Annotated in this window: 16 protein-coding genes; 12 read left to right on the top strand and 4 right to left on the bottom strand. The window is 61.1% G+C overall.

The features are described 5' to 3' along the window. Positions 1 to 107: 107 nt before the first annotated feature. From ACZ9IU_RS18750 to ACZ9IU_RS18715, 8 genes are all read left to right on the top strand, one after another. Entirely contained in the window at positions 108 to 1358 is a 1251-nt protein-coding gene (locus ACZ9IU_RS18750; RefSeq protein WP_173426772.1) for an ABC transporter substrate-binding protein, read from the top strand. 112 nt (positions 1359 to 1470) lie between these two features. Beyond that, entirely contained in the window at positions 1471 to 2397 is a 927-nt protein-coding gene (locus ACZ9IU_RS18745; protein ID WP_038549653.1) for a carbohydrate ABC transporter permease, read from the top strand. Beyond that, a complete protein-coding gene (locus ACZ9IU_RS18740) occupies positions 2394 to 3275 on the top strand; it encodes a carbohydrate ABC transporter permease (RefSeq protein ID WP_038545695.1) in 882 nt (293 codons plus the stop codon). The genes ACZ9IU_RS18745 and ACZ9IU_RS18740 overlap by 4 nt, the downstream gene beginning before the upstream one ends. A gap of 6 nt (positions 3276 to 3281) precedes the next feature. Further along, positions 3282 to 4388 (top strand): ABC transporter ATP-binding protein, encoded by a 1107-nt coding sequence (locus tag ACZ9IU_RS18735; protein ID WP_038545692.1) that lies wholly within the window; start codon positions 3282 to 3284, stop codon positions 4386 to 4388. Positions 4389 to 4502: 114 nt separating this feature from the next. Next, positions 4503 to 5303, top strand: coding sequence for a BON domain-containing protein (locus tag ACZ9IU_RS18730; RefSeq protein WP_367396512.1), 801 nt, complete (start codon positions 4503 to 4505; stop codon positions 5301 to 5303). A 69-nt stretch (positions 5304 to 5372) separates the two neighbouring features. Then, complete coding sequence (locus ACZ9IU_RS18725; protein WP_173426757.1) at positions 5373 to 5588, top strand: hypothetical protein; 216 nt, start codon at positions 5373 to 5375, stop codon at positions 5586 to 5588. A 176-nt stretch (positions 5589 to 5764) separates the two neighbouring features. Then, on the top strand, positions 5765 to 7465 hold the full coding sequence (locus ACZ9IU_RS18720; RefSeq protein ID WP_038545687.1) for a sensor histidine kinase: 1701 nt from the start codon (positions 5765 to 5767) through the stop codon (positions 7463 to 7465). A gap of 83 nt (positions 7466 to 7548) precedes the next feature. Beyond that, positions 7549 to 8562, top strand: a complete 1014-nt coding sequence (locus tag ACZ9IU_RS18715) for a DNA topoisomerase IB (RefSeq protein WP_038549649.1) — start codon at positions 7549 to 7551, stop codon at positions 8560 to 8562. A gap of 60 nt (positions 8563 to 8622) precedes the next feature. Here the strand turns inward: ACZ9IU_RS18715 and ACZ9IU_RS18710 are convergent, their stop codons facing one another. Both ACZ9IU_RS18710 and ACZ9IU_RS18705 read right to left on the bottom strand, forming a co-directional pair. Next, positions 8623 to 9183 (bottom strand): type 1 glutamine amidotransferase domain-containing protein, encoded by a 561-nt coding sequence (locus ACZ9IU_RS18710; protein ID WP_038545684.1) that lies wholly within the window; start codon positions 9181 to 9183, stop codon positions 8623 to 8625. A gap of 51 nt (positions 9184 to 9234) precedes the next feature. Beyond that, positions 9235 to 9432 carry a hypothetical protein gene (locus ACZ9IU_RS18705; protein WP_157885169.1) on the bottom strand — a complete coding sequence of 66 codons (198 nt, stop codon included), beginning with the start codon at positions 9430 to 9432 and terminating at the stop codon, positions 9235 to 9237. Positions 9433 to 9787: 355 nt separating this feature from the next. On the opposite strand from ACZ9IU_RS18705, the gene ACZ9IU_RS18700 reads away from it, so the two are divergent. Continuing rightward, positions 9788 to 10852 carry a c-type cytochrome gene (locus tag ACZ9IU_RS18700; protein WP_038549646.1) on the top strand — a complete coding sequence of 355 codons (1065 nt, stop codon included), beginning with the start codon at positions 9788 to 9790 and terminating at the stop codon, positions 10850 to 10852. A 235-nt stretch (positions 10853 to 11087) separates the two neighbouring features. On the opposite strand, the gene ACZ9IU_RS18695 is transcribed toward ACZ9IU_RS18700, so the two are convergent. Further along, the gene (locus ACZ9IU_RS18695; RefSeq protein ID WP_038545678.1) at positions 11088 to 11351 is read right to left on the bottom strand and encodes a hypothetical protein; all 264 of its coding nucleotides are present in this window, start codon (positions 11349 to 11351) and stop codon (positions 11088 to 11090) included. 115 nt (positions 11352 to 11466) lie between these two features. Here ACZ9IU_RS18695 and ACZ9IU_RS18690 point away from each other — a divergent pair, with 115 nt between their 5' ends. From ACZ9IU_RS18690 to glgX, 3 genes are all read left to right on the top strand, one after another. Beyond that, on the top strand, positions 11467 to 11754 hold the full coding sequence (locus ACZ9IU_RS18690) for a hypothetical protein (protein WP_038545675.1): 288 nt from the start codon (positions 11467 to 11469) through the stop codon (positions 11752 to 11754). After that, the gene (locus tag ACZ9IU_RS18685) at positions 11751 to 11996 is read left to right on the top strand and encodes a lipoprotein (RefSeq protein ID WP_157885168.1); all 246 of its coding nucleotides are present in this window, start codon (positions 11751 to 11753) and stop codon (positions 11994 to 11996) included. Before ACZ9IU_RS18690 ends, ACZ9IU_RS18685 begins: the two co-directional genes overlap by 4 nt. Positions 11997 to 12067: 71 nt before the next feature. Continuing rightward, positions 12068 to 14146 carry a glycogen debranching protein GlgX gene (gene glgX / locus ACZ9IU_RS18680; protein WP_038545672.1) on the top strand — a complete coding sequence of 693 codons (2079 nt, stop codon included), beginning with the start codon at positions 12068 to 12070 and terminating at the stop codon, positions 14144 to 14146. Positions 14147 to 14225: 79 nt separating this feature from the next. Here glgX and glgA read toward each other — a convergent pair whose 3' ends face one another. Further along, on the bottom strand, positions 14226 to 15710 hold the full coding sequence (gene glgA, locus ACZ9IU_RS18675; RefSeq protein WP_051900183.1) for a glycogen synthase GlgA: 1485 nt from the start codon (positions 15708 to 15710) through the stop codon (positions 14226 to 14228). Between the last annotated feature and the right edge of the window lie 278 nt (positions 15711 to 15988).

Raw genomic sequence — 15988 nt, 5'->3', positions numbered from 1 at the left:
CGGATGTAAAAATTCCTCCGGCCGGGTTGACACCTACCGTAATTATATCGTTATAAATCGCCATATCCGGAGAGGAGCCCGGATGCAAAGGGAGATTCTCAATGAATATTCGAATGATTGCCAAACTTGCCGCCGGTGCGGCCCTTATCGCCATGACCGCCGGTGCCGCCAAGGCCGCGGAACAGGTCGAAGTCCTGCATTGGTGGACTTCGGGCGGTGAGGCAGCAGCGCTGAACGTCTTGAAAGAAAACCTGCAGAAGCAGGGCGTCGCCTGGAAGGACATGCCGGTCGCCGGTGGTGCAGGTTCCGCCGCCATGACCGCGCTGCGCGCCCGTGTTACGGCCGGCGACCCGCCGACCGCCGTTCAGTTGCTCGGCTTCGACCTGAAGGACTGGGCCGAAATGGGCGTCGCCGCAAACCTCGACGACCTCGCCAAGAAGGAAGGCTGGGACAAGGTTATCCCGGCTGCTCTCCAGAACTTCTCGAAGTATGATGGCCACTGGATCGCTGCTCCGGTGAACATCCACTCCACCAACTGGCTGTGGATCAACAAGGCGGCACTCGACAAGGCCGGCGGCAAGGTTCCGACCAATATCGCCGAACTCATCACGCTGCTCGACGCCTTCAAGGGCCAGGGGCTCACCGCCCTCGCTCACGGCGGCGTTCCGTGGCAGGACGGCACGCTCTGGGAGGCCGTCGTGCTTTCGACCGGCGGTCCGGACTTCTACAAGAAGGCCGTTCTCGATCTCGATCCGGCCGCACTTTCCGGCGATACGATGAAGAAGGTCTTCGACACGATGTCGAAGCTGCGCACCTATTTCGACCCGAACTTCTCGGGCCGCGAATGGAACCTTTCGACGGCCCTCGTTATCGAAGGCAAGGCCGGGGCTCAGGAAATGGGCGACTGGTCGAAGGGCGAGTGGCTGCGCGCCAACAAGAAGCCAGGCACGGACTTCGTCTGCATCCGCTTCCCCGGCACGCAGGGCTCGGTTCTCTTCAACGCCGACCAGTTCATGATGTTCAACGTTGGCGGCGACGCCGAAAAGGCTCAGTTCAAGATGGCTTCGGCCGTCGAAGATCCGGCCTTCCAGATCGCCTTCAACACGGTCAAGGGTTCTGTTCCTGCCCGTACCGACGTCTCGAACGAAAAGTTCGACGAGTGCGGCAAGAAGGGCATGGCGGACCTGACGGAGGCCTCCTCCAAGGGCACGCTGATGGGCTCGCTCGCCCATGGTTACGCTCAGCCGGCCGCCATCAAGGAAGCCATGCTTGACGTCATCACCCAGCACCTCAACGGCCAGCTGACCACCGAAGCAGCGCTGAAGCGCCTGCCGGAAGCGGTGAAGGCTGCCAAGTGATCGCGTTTCCGCAAAAGCTCTGACATCCGAGTGGCCGGGATAATCTCCCGGCCACTTTTCAAATTCCGGCTTGCCGGTCTATTTTTCTGTCTGGTATCTGCCGGAGGTCATCATGACGACAATCGAACCGGTTCCCGTGCTTGAGCCGCCCAGAGAGCGCCGCTCCATTGCGGACGGAGTGCGCAACGCTCTGCCGAAGATCGTGCTGGCGCCGTCGTTTGCGGTGATCCTCGTCTTCGTCTACGGTTTCATCCTCTGGACGGTCTACCTTTCGTTCACGACCTCACGCATCCTGCCGGTCTACAAATGGGGCGGTTTCGACGCTTATTTCCGCCTCTGGTCGCAGCCGAACTGGTATGTGGCGATGCAGAACCTGGCCATCTTCGGCGTTCTCTATATTGGTATCTGCATCATCCTCGGGCTCGGCATCGCGATCCTGATGGACCAGCGGATCCGCGCCGAAGGCGTATTGCGGCCGATCTTCCTCTACCCGATGGCGCTCTCCTTCGTCGTCACGGGCACTGCCTGGAAATGGTTTCTCAACCCCGGCCTCGGGCTTGAGAACACCATGCACAATCTCGGCTGGACGAGCTTCAAGTTCGACTGGCTGGTCAATCCCAAGATGGCGATCTACACCGTCGTCATCGCTGGGGTCTGGCAGGCTTCAGGATTCGTGATGGCGATGTTCCTGGCCGGCCTCCGCGGCATCGACGGCGAGATCATCAAGGCCGCCCAGATCGATGGCGCCTCGACGGTATCCATCTATCGACGCATCATCATTCCGCTGCTGCGGCCCGTCTTCCTTTCCGCCTTCATCGTGCTCGCGCATATGGCGATCAAGTCCTACGACCTGGTCATCGCGCTGACCGGCGGCGGACCGGGCAATGCAACCGAGCTGCCCTCGACCTTCATGTATTCCTACACGTTTACGCGCAACCAGATGGCCGTCGGATCGGCGAGCGCCGTGATGATGCTGATGGGGATCACTGCCATCATCGTGCCCTATCTCTATTCGGAGCTTCGGGAGAAGCAGTCATGAGCGCGACACAAGAAACCGTCAGCGCCGGCGGCGCCCGCACCGTCCGTTATTTCATTTATGCCGCGCTGGTCATCCTGGCCCTCGTTTATCTTCTGCCGCTCTATGTCATGCTGTCGACGTCCCTGAAGTCGCTCGACGAAATCCGCGGCGGCGACATGCTGGCGCTGCCGCGCGATCCCTCGGTCGCCGCCTGGGTGCGCGCCTGGGGCGAGGCCTGCATCGGGGTCAGCTGCGTTGGCATTAAGGGGTATTTCTGGAATTCCATCAAGATGGTCGTTCCGGCGGTTCTGATCTCGACCCTGCTCGGTGCGCTCAACGGCTATGTGCTGACCAAGTGGCGTTTCCCGGGCCACAAGCTGATGTTCGGCATGATGCTGTTTGCCTGCTTCATTCCGTTCCAGGCGGTCCTGATCCCGATGGCGCGCGTGCTTGGCACGTTCGGGCTCTCGAACTCCACCACGGGCCTCGTTATCGTTCATGTGATCTACGGCCTCGGCTTCACGACGCTGTTCTTCCGCAACTATTATGAAGCCTTCCCGGACGAGCTGGTAAAGGCCGCGATGATCGACGGTGCCGGGTTCTTCCGGATCTTCTGGCGCATCCTGCTGCCGAGTTCCGGACCGATCATCGTCGTGACGATCATCTACCAGTTCACCAACATCTGGAACGACTTCCTGTTCGGCGTGTCCTTCTCATCCGGCACGTCCTCGCCGATGACGGTGGCGCTCAACAACCTCGTTGCCTCCTCTACCGGCGTCAAGGAATACAATGTCGATATGGCGGCTGCGGTGTTCGCAGCGCTTCCGACGCTGTTCGTCTATGTCGTCGCCGGACGCTATTTCGTGCGTGGCCTGATGGCCGGCGCAGTCAAGGGATAACCGCATATGAGCTTTCTTGAAATCAAGGATATTCGCAAGAAGATCGGCAATAACGAGATCCTGAAGGGCATCAATATCGAGCTCGAAAAGGGTGGCTTCCTGGTTCTCGTCGGCCCGTCCGGCTGCGGCAAGTCCACCCTCCTCAACGCGATCGCCGGCCTGCTGCCGCCGTCGTCGGGCGACATCGTCATCGACGGCCAGGTGGTCAACGACCTGCATCCGTCGAAGCGCGATATCGCCATGGTCTTCCAGTCCTACGCGCTCTATCCGAACATGACGGTGGAACAGAACATCGCGTTCGCGCTAGAAATGCGCGGCGTCCAGAAGACGCAGCGCGAGGCAGCCGTCAAGCAGGTCGCAAAGACGCTGCAGATCGAGCATCTCCTGAAGCGCCGTCCAAGCCAGCTTTCCGGTGGCCAGCGCCAGCGCGTCGCCATGGGCCGGGCACTGGTGCGCCAGCCGCGCGTCTTCCTGTTTGACGAGCCGCTCTCCAACCTCGACGCCAAGCTGCGCGTCGAAGTGCGCGCCGAAATCAAGGCGCTGCACCAGAATACCCACGCCACGATCGTCTACGTCACCCATGACCAGATCGAGGCGATGACGCTTGCCACCAAGATCGTCGTGCTGAAAGAAGGCATGGTGCAGCAGGTCGGCACGCCTGCGGAAATCTATGGCCGCCCCGCGAACCTGTTCGTCGCCGATTTCATGGGCTCGCCGGCAATGAACATGCTGAAGGGCAAGGTATCCGGCGCCAATGGCCAGCAGAGCATCGCGCTGTTCGGAAATGACGGCGTCAGGGTCGCCATGCCGCCTTCCGTGACCACCAGCCTTGCGGATGGCAAGGACGTTATTCTCGGCCTGCGCCCGGAGACGATCACCGATGCCGGTCTCGTCGATCCGCAGGCCCGCGCCACCGCCCAGATCGAGGCGGAAGTGATGATGATCGAGCCGACCGGTTCCGATACCTTCGTCACCGGCAAGCTGGACGGCACCACCTTTACCGCCCGCACCCGTTCCGACGTGCATGTCGAGCTCGGCCAGAAGTTCCCCTTCGCCTTCAATCTCGACAAGGCCGTGGTCTTCGATCCGCAAACGACCAGCCGCATCGAATAGGCGGCAGAGGGTTTGACCTCCAGCATTCCTCCCGAAGGGGGAACAATCCCGGGGAGGCGGGGTTGAGTCTGTGTCCCATGCGAACGGGACCAAACCAGATCGAGGAGACAGACAATGGCTAGTGGAAATCATTCCCAATCGGGTGGGTATCGAAACGACCGGATGCGCGACGAGCGTGATTTCGCGCGCGAGTCGTCCAGCGATTACCGTCCCGGCGATACGGGTTATGTGCGTGGTTTCAGTGACGATCTGCGCAGTGGCGACGCAAATCGGGAGGACGGCGATCGTTCGCGGTTTTCCCGCTACGGCCGCAGCGAACAATGGGCATCCGACGACGGCGGGTTCGAGGCCGGTTATGGCGATTCGGCACGTTCTCAGGCCTGGGCTCGTGAATCCTATCGCGGCCGGCCTTCGTCGTTCAGCTACGAGCCCGGCCGCAACCGCGTCAACCAGGCCTATGGCGACCGATACGGCTCGGACTACCGTTTTGGCGGCGAAAGCCGTTCAGGTTCTGACAGCCGCTTCCGCGGCTCGGACGACTATGGCCGCAGACGCGGATTCATGGAGCGCGCCGGTGATGAAGTTGCCTCCTGGTTCGGCGACGAAGATGCCGAACATCGCCGGATGATGGACGAGCATCGCGGCAAAGGCCCGAAGGGCTACCAACGCTCCGATGCCCGTATCGAGGAGGACGTCAACGATCGCCTCAGCGACGATCCGGTGCTCGACGCCTCGAACATCACCGTGACGGTCCAGGGGGCCGAAGTGACGCTCGACGGTTTCGTGTCGAGCCGCTGGGACAAGCGGCGTGCAGAGGATCTGGTGGACGATGTTTCCGGCGTCCGGCATGTGCAGAACAACCTGCGCGTCAACAATAGTTCGACCGATACGCTGGCGGGTTCGACCACGGTCTGATCCACGCGTCAGGCCGCTGTCGGCGGCCTGACTTCGTTGGGGCCTGACTTCATTCGGGAATGAGACATTGTGATCGAGAACAATAACAGAGCCAAAATCCACAAGGATGCCGAGGGGCAGTATGCCAAGTCCAAGGCCGACCGCAAGTCGAGCGGTGTCGCAAGTGCTAAACCGACGGTCATCACCGGCTCCGACGACGCCACGAAACACCGCACCCCTCCCGGCCAGAAGGCGCCCAAAAAGAACTGGGACGTGAATTTTGACGTGGCGGAGCGGCCCCGTTAAACCGCAGCAGTCCTTCCGGAAAAACATATCGCCGGCAATCAATCCTTGGCCCGGCTCTCAAAACCAGTTAGAAAAGACCCCGCTAGAATATTAGCAGATGGCGGGATACGGAAATGGATAATGCCGGCAGGTGGCACAGGCACCTGCAGCTTTCTTCTATAGGGTAAACGCGCGGAATGGTTAGAATTTCGCGGTTTTTCCCGACGGCGCCGATTGGTGCGTACCTGGTCGCTCTGGCGGCTGGCGTGGCATTGCCTTTGCTGATTTTCGTCGGTTATCTGATGATGGAGTTGGAGGCGAACGAGCGGGAGATTCTTGCGAGCGAAACCGCCGAGGATGCCCAGCTCATCGCCCGGTCGATCGACCGTGAGCTGCAGGACATGGCGACGACGCTGAGGCTGCTGATTACGTCGCCGGAGCTTGAGGCCGGCGATCTGCGCGCCTTCCACAACCGAACTCAGAACAGCCTCCGGTCCGATTCGCTCTATATCCTCGTTGTCAATGCGGATGGGCAGCAGCGGCTCAACACGCGCGTGGAGTTCGACGCGCCGCTCGGCAAGATCTCCAACATACCGGCGCTCCAATCGGCTTTGAACAATGGCGTGACCGAGGTCTCCAACGTCTTTTTCGGCGCCACCAGCGGCAAGCATGTCTTCAACATCACAATGCCCCTGCCCAAGGAGATTTCCCATTCCGGCGCCGCGATGATCATGACGCAGAACGCCGAGGACCTGCAGAAACTCGTCTCGACGGAAGGTCTTCCTGTCGGCTGGTCGGTTGCGATCGTCGATGGAGCCGGAAAGGTGGTAACCTCGCTCGGCGCCCATGCGCTCAGTTCCGGCACCGCGTTTCCGTCCGATACGCTGAAACTGATGACCGGGTTCAAGGGCACGATCGAAGATGTCGATGGCAACCGCCGGCAGATGTACGGCTACGCGCAGATCACCGGCTGGACATGGAAGGCCATCGTCTGGGGACCGATCGATGCGGCCCAGGCGAGTATCCTGACGACTTGGCGGCAGTTGATTGCCGGCGGCGCGATCTTCCTTGCCGTCGGAATGCTGATTGCATGGCTTGTCGGCCGCCAGCTTCGCATCCCGATCCGGCAGATCGCCGAAATGGCCGAGCGGATCGGCAAGGGCGAGATCGTCTCTCCGGTGGAGACGAAGATCCGGGAAGCCAACCAGGTCGCGGTGGCACTTTCGAATGCCTCGTTCGACCGCAGCGAGGCGGAAGACCGTATCCACCTCATCCTGCATGAACTCGTGCACCGGACCAAGAACATCCTGACGCTGATCCAGGCGATGATGCGCCAGCTGGCGCGCCAGGACACCACGATGGAGGAGTTCCAGAAGGCAATCAGCACGCGTCTACAGGGTCTCGGAAAATCGATCGAAGCGTTGGCGAAGGAGCAATGGGCGGGGGTCTCGATCCGGCGGGTCATCGAAATCCACATGAGCACGTTCGCGGACGCGGCCGACCGGGTCGAGCTGCAGGGCGCAGATTTTATCCTGAAGGCCGAAGCGGTCCAGAACCTTGGCCTCATCCTCCATGAGCTTGCGACCAATTCGGTGAAATACGGCGCGCTCTCGGTGCCGCAGGGCAAGGTGCTCATCGCCTGGAAGGATCTGGTCGAGGAGGACGACGGCGAAAACCGGCTGGAACTCGTCTGGGAGGAGAGAAATGGCCCCGCGGTCCATGAGCCTTCCCGCACCGGGTTCGGCACGACGATCATCAAGCGCCATGCGGCGGCGGCTTTTGCGGGCCGTGTCGAGATCGACTTCCGCACCGAGGGGCTTTGCTGGACCTTGAACGCACCACGCTCCGCCTTCGAACGAGGCGAGGGCGCCGAAAATCTCAAGGACATCGCTATCTAGCTGTTTATCGTAGCGAGTACCGGAACGAAGGCGCGGGCCTCGCCGTTTGATCGGCCATGGACGCTATGCTCACCACGATCGACATCGATCAAGACTCCCTCAGGACAATCGGCCTTACTTATGTCAGCGATACGGAGCCCGGCATCCGACGGCTCAAGCGCGGCAAGGGCTTCACCTACCGCCTGCCGGACGGCACCTTGCTTGCCGATCCGGAACATCGCCTGCGGATCGCGTCGCTCGGCCTGCCGCCCGCCTATGAGAATGTCTGGATCTGCCTTGATCCGCGCGGACATCTTCAGGCGACCGGTTACGATTCACGCGGCCGCAAGCAGTATCGCTACCATCACGACTGGCAGAGTTTCCGCAGCGAACGCAAATTCGATCAGCTCGTCCGGTTCGGCGAGGCCTTGCCGCGCATCCGCCGCAAGGCGAAACGCGATCTGGAGCTTGGCCTCGACACGTCCGATGCGGTGATCGCCGCGCTGGTGGCCCTGATGGACGCAACCCATCTGCGGGTCGGCAACCGTCTCTACGCCAAGGAGAACAAGACCTACGGCGCGACCACGCTCCTGAAGCGCCACATGACGCTGTCGGGCGAGTCGATCATGCTGCGCTTTGTCGCCAAGGGCGGCAGACGCGTCCAGCACACGCTGAAGCATCCCCGTCTGCAGCGCATCCTGGAAGAAATCGCCGACCTTCCGGGCCGGCAGCTATTTTCCTGGCCGGACGAGCAGGGCGTGCCGCATCCGATCGATTCGGGCCGGCTCAACGCCTATCTCGCCGAGGTCGCAGGGTTCGCCGTCTCGGCCAAGACATTCCGCACCTGGGGCGGCAGTCTCGCTGCCTTGATGGCAGCCTGGGAGGTGGCGGAGGAGGGCGGGCGACCGAAGATCAAGGCGATGTGCAAGGCAGCTGCGGAAGTTCTGCACAATACGCCGGCGGTCTGCCGCTCAAGTTACATCCACCCGAGCATTCTCGCACTCTCGGAGGATGTCTCGCCGCTGGAAAAGGTGATGAGGGATAAGGCGGCGCTGACGCGGCCGAAGGAGTTGCGCGTCAACGAACGGCGGCTTCTCGCTTTTCTAAAGGAAGTCTAGGCTTCCGCGTCGGCCGCCCGCGAGGAGGTTGCGGGCGGCCGGAGCCGAGCTGACGTCAATTTACACTGCCCGGCGATTGTGGCGCCCTTCCTGGACCTCCTCGACAATCTTCGCCACGAATTGCGGCAGATCTTCGGGTGAGCGCGAGGTGATGATGCCGTTGTCGACCACCACCGCCTCATTCTTCCAGGATGCGCCGGCATTGCGGACGTCGGTGCGGATCGAATGATAGGACGTCGCCTTGCGGCCGCGAAGTGCATCGGCCTCCACCAGCAACCATGGGCCGTGGCAGATCGCCGCGACTGGCTTGCCGCTTTTCACGAAGTCGCGCACGACCTTCATCGCATCTTCGTTGTCACGCAGGATGTCGGGATTGATCTGGCCGCCCGGCAGCACGAGGGCATCGAAATCCTCCGCCTTGACGTTCTTGGCTTGCAGATCGACCGAGACGCTATCGCCCCAGTCCTTTCTGTCCCAGCTTTTGATTTCTCCCGCCTTGATGGACGCGATCTTGACGGCGGCGCCGCGGTTTTTCAGTTCCTCCAGCGGGACGCGCAGTTCCGATCGCTCATAGCCGTCTGCCGCGAGAATCAGGATGTTGGCGGACTCGATGGTGGTCATACTGGTCTCCTTTGGTGGACAGTTCTGTTGTTCGCAAAGTCTCGACCGGGTTTAAAGCCGGCCGGTCGAGAGATCCCGGCCGTTGATGGAGGCGGGGACGCTGATTTCTTCTCGGGGCGATTTGGGTAGCGGAAGGACGACGGCCTCGGGTACGACGACCTGCAGTTCTTCCGGATGGGCCACGGCGAAAGTTTTCTTCTGCTGAGTGCCGGTGAGCCTGTTTCTGAGCATTTTTAGAAAGTGTCTCATGGTTTTCTCCCGTCGCGAATGCTGGGCTATTGCCCGTTCACACGGGAGCAAACCCGTCGTCCAAGGATTCGTTCCATCTTTTTCACAGCCGGTTACACAAAGTTATCACGGGGCTGGAACAAATTTCGGGATGGTACGTTTGGTGCCGAATTTTTCGCCCGCTCCTCTCCCGAAGTCGCCGACCTCTCCTGACGGTGCTGCGGGACGTGCTGCTTTCCCTTTCTCCCCATCCGTTTTACGGTGACGGCCGAGACGAGCCGCCTCGCCGTGGACGCTTGCGCCGTTGCGAACACAGGGGCTGTCGCCCTGCATGCCGGACGGCGCCGCGCTGGGGGCCTTTGTGGAGGAGTGGCCGATGACGATCCGCTGGAAATATCTCGCGATCCTGGTGATCGTGGCGCCGCTGCTGGGGCTCGGGTTCGCCTGGTCCGGACTGATGAGCGTCAAGGCGAGCACCGGTCATTGGGGAATGACCGACTGGTTCCTGCACTGGGTGATGCGTAATTCGATCCGGACTGCGGCTCTTTCCATCGAAGCGCCGCCGCTCGATAATCCGGCATTGCTGCCGCCGGCGGCCGGGCATTTCGAGACCGGCTGCGCGATCTGTCATGGCTCACCGGCGCAGGGGCGCTCCGGCGCCGTGCTCGCCATGCTGCCACCGCCGCCGGACCTGAAGACAGTGGTTTCCACCTGGAGCGATACGCAGCTCTTCGAGATCGTCAAGCACGGCGTACGTTTCACCGGCATGCCGGCCTGGCCCGCGCAGGTGCGCGACGACGAAGTCTGGGATATGGTAGCGTTTCTGCGAAAGCTGCCGGGCATGGACAGCGGTGCCTATCTGCAGGCATCCGGCCTTCACGGTATCGGGACCGCGGGCGAAGTCTCACCGTTGCCGATCACCTGCGAAAGCTGCCATGCGGAAAAGCGGCTCAACGGCAACAGCATCATTCCGCGACTGACTGGCCAGTCGGAAGCCTACCTGCTCAACAGCCTGCGCGCCTATGCGCACGGTGAAAGGGCGAGCGGCATCATGAAGGTTGCGATCGGGACTTTGCCCGACGAGAGCCTGCCGGAGCTTGCAAGCTATTATGCCAAGCAGGCGAGGCCGCCGCGACCCGCTGCGCCTTTGGACGCACAGCTCGTGGAAAAGGGCCGCGAGATTGCGGAAAGGGGAAGAGCGGCAGACAAAATTCCCGCCTGCCTCAGTTGCCACGAAAAGCCCGGCGGCAATCCTGCCTATCCGCGCATCTCAGGTCAAAACGCCCCTTATCTGGAGCGCCAGCTCCGCCTCTTCCACGCAGGTGTCCGAGGCGGGTCTTCCTTCAGCCACCTGATGACGGAGGTGGCAAAAAAATTGAATGAAGAAGATTTTGCTGCTCTCGCGGCCTTCTTTGCCAGCCGCGAGAGCAGTGGGCCCTGACCTCAAGGCCGCTCTCCTCCCCAGGAGTTCAAAAAAACTCAGACCGGGATGACCATCATGTAACAGGCGGCGATCACCAGCACAAAGCCTGCCGCTTCTACCCATTCTCTGACCATCGTCGCCTCCATCGCTTCGGTCGTGAATGAACGAGAAAGTCGTATTGTAGTTCCACGAAATGGCCATAAACGTGGCGGGATCGCCCTAAATGTGAAATCGCTTGGTTAACAGGGCGTTGTCATTTGTCCGCTTCCGCTCGGGCGCGGGCAGCGTCGAGGATCGAACGAACCTCGCGGGCAGCGGCATTCTCGATCGCGAAGGCTCCTTCCGGCAACAGGCCCGGGTCCTCCTCATTGTCCTTGAAGGTGGCGTCATCGCGCAGCCGTCTGAGGAACGAGGTGATGGTCACTTCGCCGCCGATCATGGCGGACAAGAGCTCGATGAGCACTTCGCGATGCGCATTTAATCGCCCTTCCAGTTCCTGGGGTGTCAGCGTCGACATGGTTTCCTCTCCTTATCCGTACCTCGCCTCTTCAAGGAGATAGTGGAACCTTTCGCAGAGGGAACAATCGCTGTGACCGAAAGTTCATCCTTCAGCGAGAACACGGAGGAAGACCATGGCAGAATTTGCCAGATCGGACGGTAATCAGGGTCGGCGCGATGTACGCGACCGGCTGATCCTTGCCCTTTACGCCCAGCTGAAGGCCGAACGGCAGACCCGCGAGGCATTGGAATATGTCATCCGCAATGGGGCTCTGGCGCCTGAAGTGCTCGAAGCCATTGCCGGCGACCCTATTCCGGCTGCAACCGCCGAGGATGTCGCCGCAGTCGAAAAGGTGATCGCGCTCGATGCGCATCGCCGGCAGGCCGCATTCCGAAAGTCCCATGGAGAAGACAAGACATGAAGCGCTTCGTTGTGGCGCTGTCGGCTGTCGCGCTTTTGAGCGCCTGTAGCGACAGTGGCGAAAAACAGAGCGATCCGATCAATAATACGCCGCCGTCGGAACCCAATAACACGGCGCCCACGGATCGCAGCCCTTCACCGCAGACCGGTACAGGTGGCCAAAGTCCGGCGACGTCGCCATCCGGCACCACCAATACGACGCCAGGAAGCCCGCCGCCGGCACCCGGATCGGGCAATCCATAGTTTTCCCGGAGCCGAAGGAACGAAATGCTGTGTCGCACCATTATGACGCCAGTCTTTCAATTGGGTGCGACATGGATACGAAATCGAACCATTTTGTCATCGAGCCCGGCTCCTGGCTTCAGCTCGGCGCCAACTTTGACGGCGAGGGCGTCAATTTCGCGATTTTCTCGGCCCATGCGGAGCGCGTCGAGCTGTGTCTCTACGACCCAAGCGGCAAGATAGAGATCGCCAGGCTGGAGCTCCCGGAATACACTCATGAGATCTGGCACGGTTATGTGCCGGGACTGAAGCCGGGCGCCCTCTACGGCTTCCGTGTCCACGGCCCCTACGATCCGGAAAACGGTCATCGCTTCAACCCGAACAAGCTGCTGATCGACCCCTATGCACGCGAACTCGTCGGCAAGGTCGATTGGAACGAGGCACATTTCGCCTACGATCTTTTGCACGAAGACAAAGATCTCACTTTCGACGAGCGCGACAGTGCGCCGTTCATGCCGAAATGCCGGGTCATCGATCCGAACGAATTCGATTGGAAGGACCAGAACCGGCCGAACATCGCTTGGCCGGCAACGACCGTCTATGAAGCTCACGTGAAGGGCTTCACCCAGCTGAACCCTGACGTTCCGAAGGACCTGCGCGGCACATTCGAGGGCATGGGGCACAAGGCCTCGGTGGATTATATCAGGAGCCTCGGCATCACATCGGTCGAACTGATGCCGGTCCATTATTTCCCCGACGATCAGCATCTCCTCGACAAGGGCCTGCATAATTTCTGGGGTTACAACACGCTTGGCTTCTTCGCGCCGGCATCCCGTTATTATGGCCCCAGAGGCATCCAGGGGTTCCGCGACATGGTGCGGTCGTTTCACGACGCGGGCATCGAGGTCATCCTCGACGTGGTCTACAACCACACGGCGGAAGGCAACGAGCTCGGGCCGACGCTGGCGTTCAAGGGGATCGACAACTTCTCCTACTACCGGACCATGCCCGACCAGCACCGCTATTACATCAACGACACCGGCACCGGGAACACGGTGAACACCTCGCACCCGCGCGTGCTGCAGCTGATCATGGATTCCCTGCGCTACTGGACCGAGAGCATGCATGTCGACGGGTTCCGTTTCGATCTCGGTACGATCCTCGGCCGCGAACCGGAGGGTTTCGACGAGCGCGGCGGTTTCTTCGATGCGATCAGTCAGGATCCGGTGCTCTCCAGGGTGAAGCTAATCGGAGAGCCGTGGGATATTGGCCCCGGCGGCTATCAGGTCGGCGGTTTCCCGCCCGGCTGGGCAGAGTGGAACGATAAATACCGCGACACGGTGCGTGAATACTGGAAGGGCACCAATGTCTCGACGGACTTCGCCGCCCGCCTGCTCGGTTCCGGCGATCTCTACGACCAGCGCGGCCGGCGGCCGTGGGCGAGCGTCAACTTCATCGCCGCCCATGATGGTTTCACCCTGAACGATCTCGTCTCCTACAACGACAAGCACAACGAGGCGAATGGCGAGGACAATAACGACGGCCACAACGACAACCGCAGCTACAATTATGGCGCCGAGGGTCCGACCGAGGACGAGGGCATCAATGCGGTGCGCGATCGCCAGAAGCGGAATTTCCTCGCCACCCTGTTCTTCTCGCACGGCACGCCGATGCTGCTTGCCGGCGATGAATTCGGCCGCAGCCAGATGGGCAATAACAACGGCTATTGCCAGGACAGTGAAATCTCCTGGGTTCATTGGGAGGACCTGCCGGAGACTTGCGAGGAGCTTCGCGAGTTCACCCGCCAGATCATCAGGCTGCGCCGCGAACAGCCCTTGCTGCGTCGGGAAAACTGGCGCGACGGCCTGGACATCAAATGGTTCAACGCCGGCGGCGGTTTTCAGACGCCGGAGCAGTGGGACGAGGGCTCCACGCTCGGCCTCCATATCGGCCGGACCGATCTTCGGGAAGAGGAGGGCATCTGGCACGACGTCCTGCTGCTCTTCAACCCGTTCGAGGGCAATGTGCCCTTCCGCATCCCGCAGTTCGGCGAGGGCGGCTGGGTGCTTGAACTCACCACCTCCGACCTTTCCAAGCGCGGCCTGGTGATCACCAAGGAGAAGGATTTCGAGCTCGAAGGCCGCAGCCTGGCGCTGTTCCGGAGACCGTAACGCCTTCAACTTGCTCCCATAGACAAGAAGAACCCGGCTCTCAGGCCGGTTTCTTCTTGTCAGCTGGTTGGTTGGGACCTTAAAGCGTCGCGCGGCGGATATCCGAGCTTGTCGAGACAACATGTCCGGATTTCAGCACAAGATTGGCATAAACGGCGGCATATTGCTGGGCGCTACGTTCCCAGGAGAATTTCGCCTTCATGCCTTGGTTCTGCAGGCGCGCCCACATTTTCGGATCGGCATAGGCGTGCAGCGCGCGGCGAAGCGCCAGCCGCAATCCATCGGTCGTCACCGGATGGAACTGAAATCCGGTCGCAACGCGGGCGGACATCGCCGCGTCATTGGCATCTATGATGGTCTCGGAGAGCCCGCCGGTGCGGGAGACGACCGGTACGCAGCCGTAGCGAAGCGCATAGAGCTGCGTCAGGCCGCAGGGTTCAAAGCGTGAGGGCTGGACGATCGCGTCCGATCCGCCGTGGATCAAATGCGCCGTTGGCTCGTCATAGCCGAAATGAACCGCCATCCGGCCCGGAAAACGCGCGGCGGTGTCGGCGAGCGCCCGCTCGATTTCCCGATCACCCTGCCCGAAGACGATCACCTGACCTCCGTGGCGAATGATCTCGCCCGCCGTATCGGCAAACATGTCGAAGCCCTTCTGCCATGTCAGCCGACTGACGGCGGAAAAGAGAGGGCCTTCCCGACCGGCATCCAGCCCGAATCTTTCGAGCAGAACGGCGCGGTTCTCGCGCTTGCGGCGCAGCGTGCCGACGTCGTAATTGCGCGGCAGGTGCGGGTCGGTCGACGGATCCCAGATATCGAGGTCGATGCCGTTGACGATGCCGCGCAGGTCGGAGACGCGGGCGTTCAGGACCCCGTCCATGCCCATGCCGAAGCGTGGCGTGAGTATTTCGCGCGCATAGGTCGGGCTGACGGTGGTGATCGCATCGACTGTCTGCAGGCCACCCTTCAGGAAGCTGATATCGCCGAAATATTCCATGCGGTTCATGGAATAGGCCTCCGGCGGCAGGCCGATGCTCATCAGTACGCCGGCAGGATACTGCCCTTGGAAGGCAAGGTTGTGGATGGTCAGCACCACGGGCGTCCTGCAGCCGCGCTCGCGCATGTAGACCGAGGTCAGCGCCGACTGCCAGTCATGGGTGTGAACGAGGTCCGGAACCCATCCGGGGAGCACTCCATCGGCGATTTCCGCCGCGGCAAGGGAAAGTGCGGCGAAACGCCTCCAGTTGTCCGGATGGTCGACGCCGTCTTCGTCGACATAGGGGCCGCCCGGTCGATCGTAGAGAGCTGGCGCATCGAGCACGAAGAGGCTGAGGCCTTCGACCCGGGTGTGGAGGAGCGAGGCTTTTTCGCCCAGCAGATTTTCGAAGGTGACGAGCGGCATGGCGCTCTTCAGCTGCTGCATGACCTGCGGATAACCGGGGATCAGAGACGTCGTCTCGATGCCGAGGGGAGCAAGTGCCTTGGGCAGGGAACCTGTCACATCTGCAAGCCCACCTGTCTTCACAAGAGGAAAGATTTCGGACGTGACCGAAAGAATCCTCATTCCCGGAAGCCCCCGCTTTCCATAACCTGTCTTGATCCCCTGATCCATTGCGCTCCGCTCATCTCGACGGGGTTCGTCGAATGGGACGTAAGCGTTCATCATGCGTGCCTCAGCCATCTGCCAGTCTCACCCTCAAGAACGTTTCGGCCTTGGCCAACGTTCCCCGACAGAGTGGAGCCACGGCCAAGTTCAGACGCAAAAGCCATTTCGATTTTTCCAGGGTAAATAAGTCTGCGGCCGCGATGATGTCAGTCGCCGCGACCAATAACGATAGTGAT

The sequence above is a fragment of the Mesorhizobium sp. USDA 4132 genome, from assembly GCF_056279545.1.
The sequence above is the reverse complement of the archived record's forward strand: the minus strand, read 5'-3'. Positions and strand labels throughout refer to the sequence as shown.

What these genes read in the sequence shown, in the direction of transcription:
- ACZ9IU_RS18745 (WP_038549653.1), top strand. Translation starts at nt 1,471, where the DNA reads ATGACGACAATCGAACCGGTTCCCGTGCTTGAGCCGCCCAGAGAGCGC.
- ACZ9IU_RS18740 (WP_038545695.1), top strand. Translation starts at nt 2,394, where the DNA reads ATGAGCGCGACACAAGAAACCGTCAGCGCCGGCGGCGCCCGCACCGTC.
- ACZ9IU_RS18735 (WP_038545692.1), top strand. Translation starts at nt 3,282, where the DNA reads ATGAGCTTTCTTGAAATCAAGGATATTCGCAAGAAGATCGGCAATAAC.
- ACZ9IU_RS18730 (WP_367396512.1), top strand. Translation starts at nt 4,503, where the DNA reads ATGGCTAGTGGAAATCATTCCCAATCGGGTGGGTATCGAAACGACCGG.
- ACZ9IU_RS18720 (WP_038545687.1), top strand. Translation starts at nt 5,765, where the DNA reads ATGGTTAGAATTTCGCGGTTTTTCCCGACGGCGCCGATTGGTGCGTAC.
- ACZ9IU_RS18710 (WP_038545684.1), bottom strand. Translation starts at nt 9,183, where the DNA reads ATGACCACCATCGAGTCCGCCAACATCCTGATTCTCGCGGCAGACGGC.
- ACZ9IU_RS18705 (WP_157885169.1), bottom strand. Translation starts at nt 9,432, where the DNA reads ATGAGACACTTTCTAAAAATGCTCAGAAACAGGCTCACCGGCACTCAG.
- ACZ9IU_RS18700 (WP_038549646.1), top strand. Translation starts at nt 9,788, where the DNA reads ATGACGATCCGCTGGAAATATCTCGCGATCCTGGTGATCGTGGCGCCG.
- ACZ9IU_RS18695 (WP_038545678.1), bottom strand. Translation starts at nt 11,351, where the DNA reads ATGTCGACGCTGACACCCCAGGAACTGGAAGGGCGATTAAATGCGCAT.
- ACZ9IU_RS18690 (WP_038545675.1), top strand. Translation starts at nt 11,467, where the DNA reads ATGGCAGAATTTGCCAGATCGGACGGTAATCAGGGTCGGCGCGATGTA.
- ACZ9IU_RS18685 (WP_157885168.1), top strand. Translation starts at nt 11,751, where the DNA reads ATGAAGCGCTTCGTTGTGGCGCTGTCGGCTGTCGCGCTTTTGAGCGCC.
- glgX (WP_038545672.1), top strand. Translation starts at nt 12,068, where the DNA reads ATGGATACGAAATCGAACCATTTTGTCATCGAGCCCGGCTCCTGGCTT.
- glgA (WP_051900183.1), bottom strand. Translation starts at nt 15,710, where the DNA reads ATGAGGATTCTTTCGGTCACGTCCGAAATCTTTCCTCTTGTGAAGACA.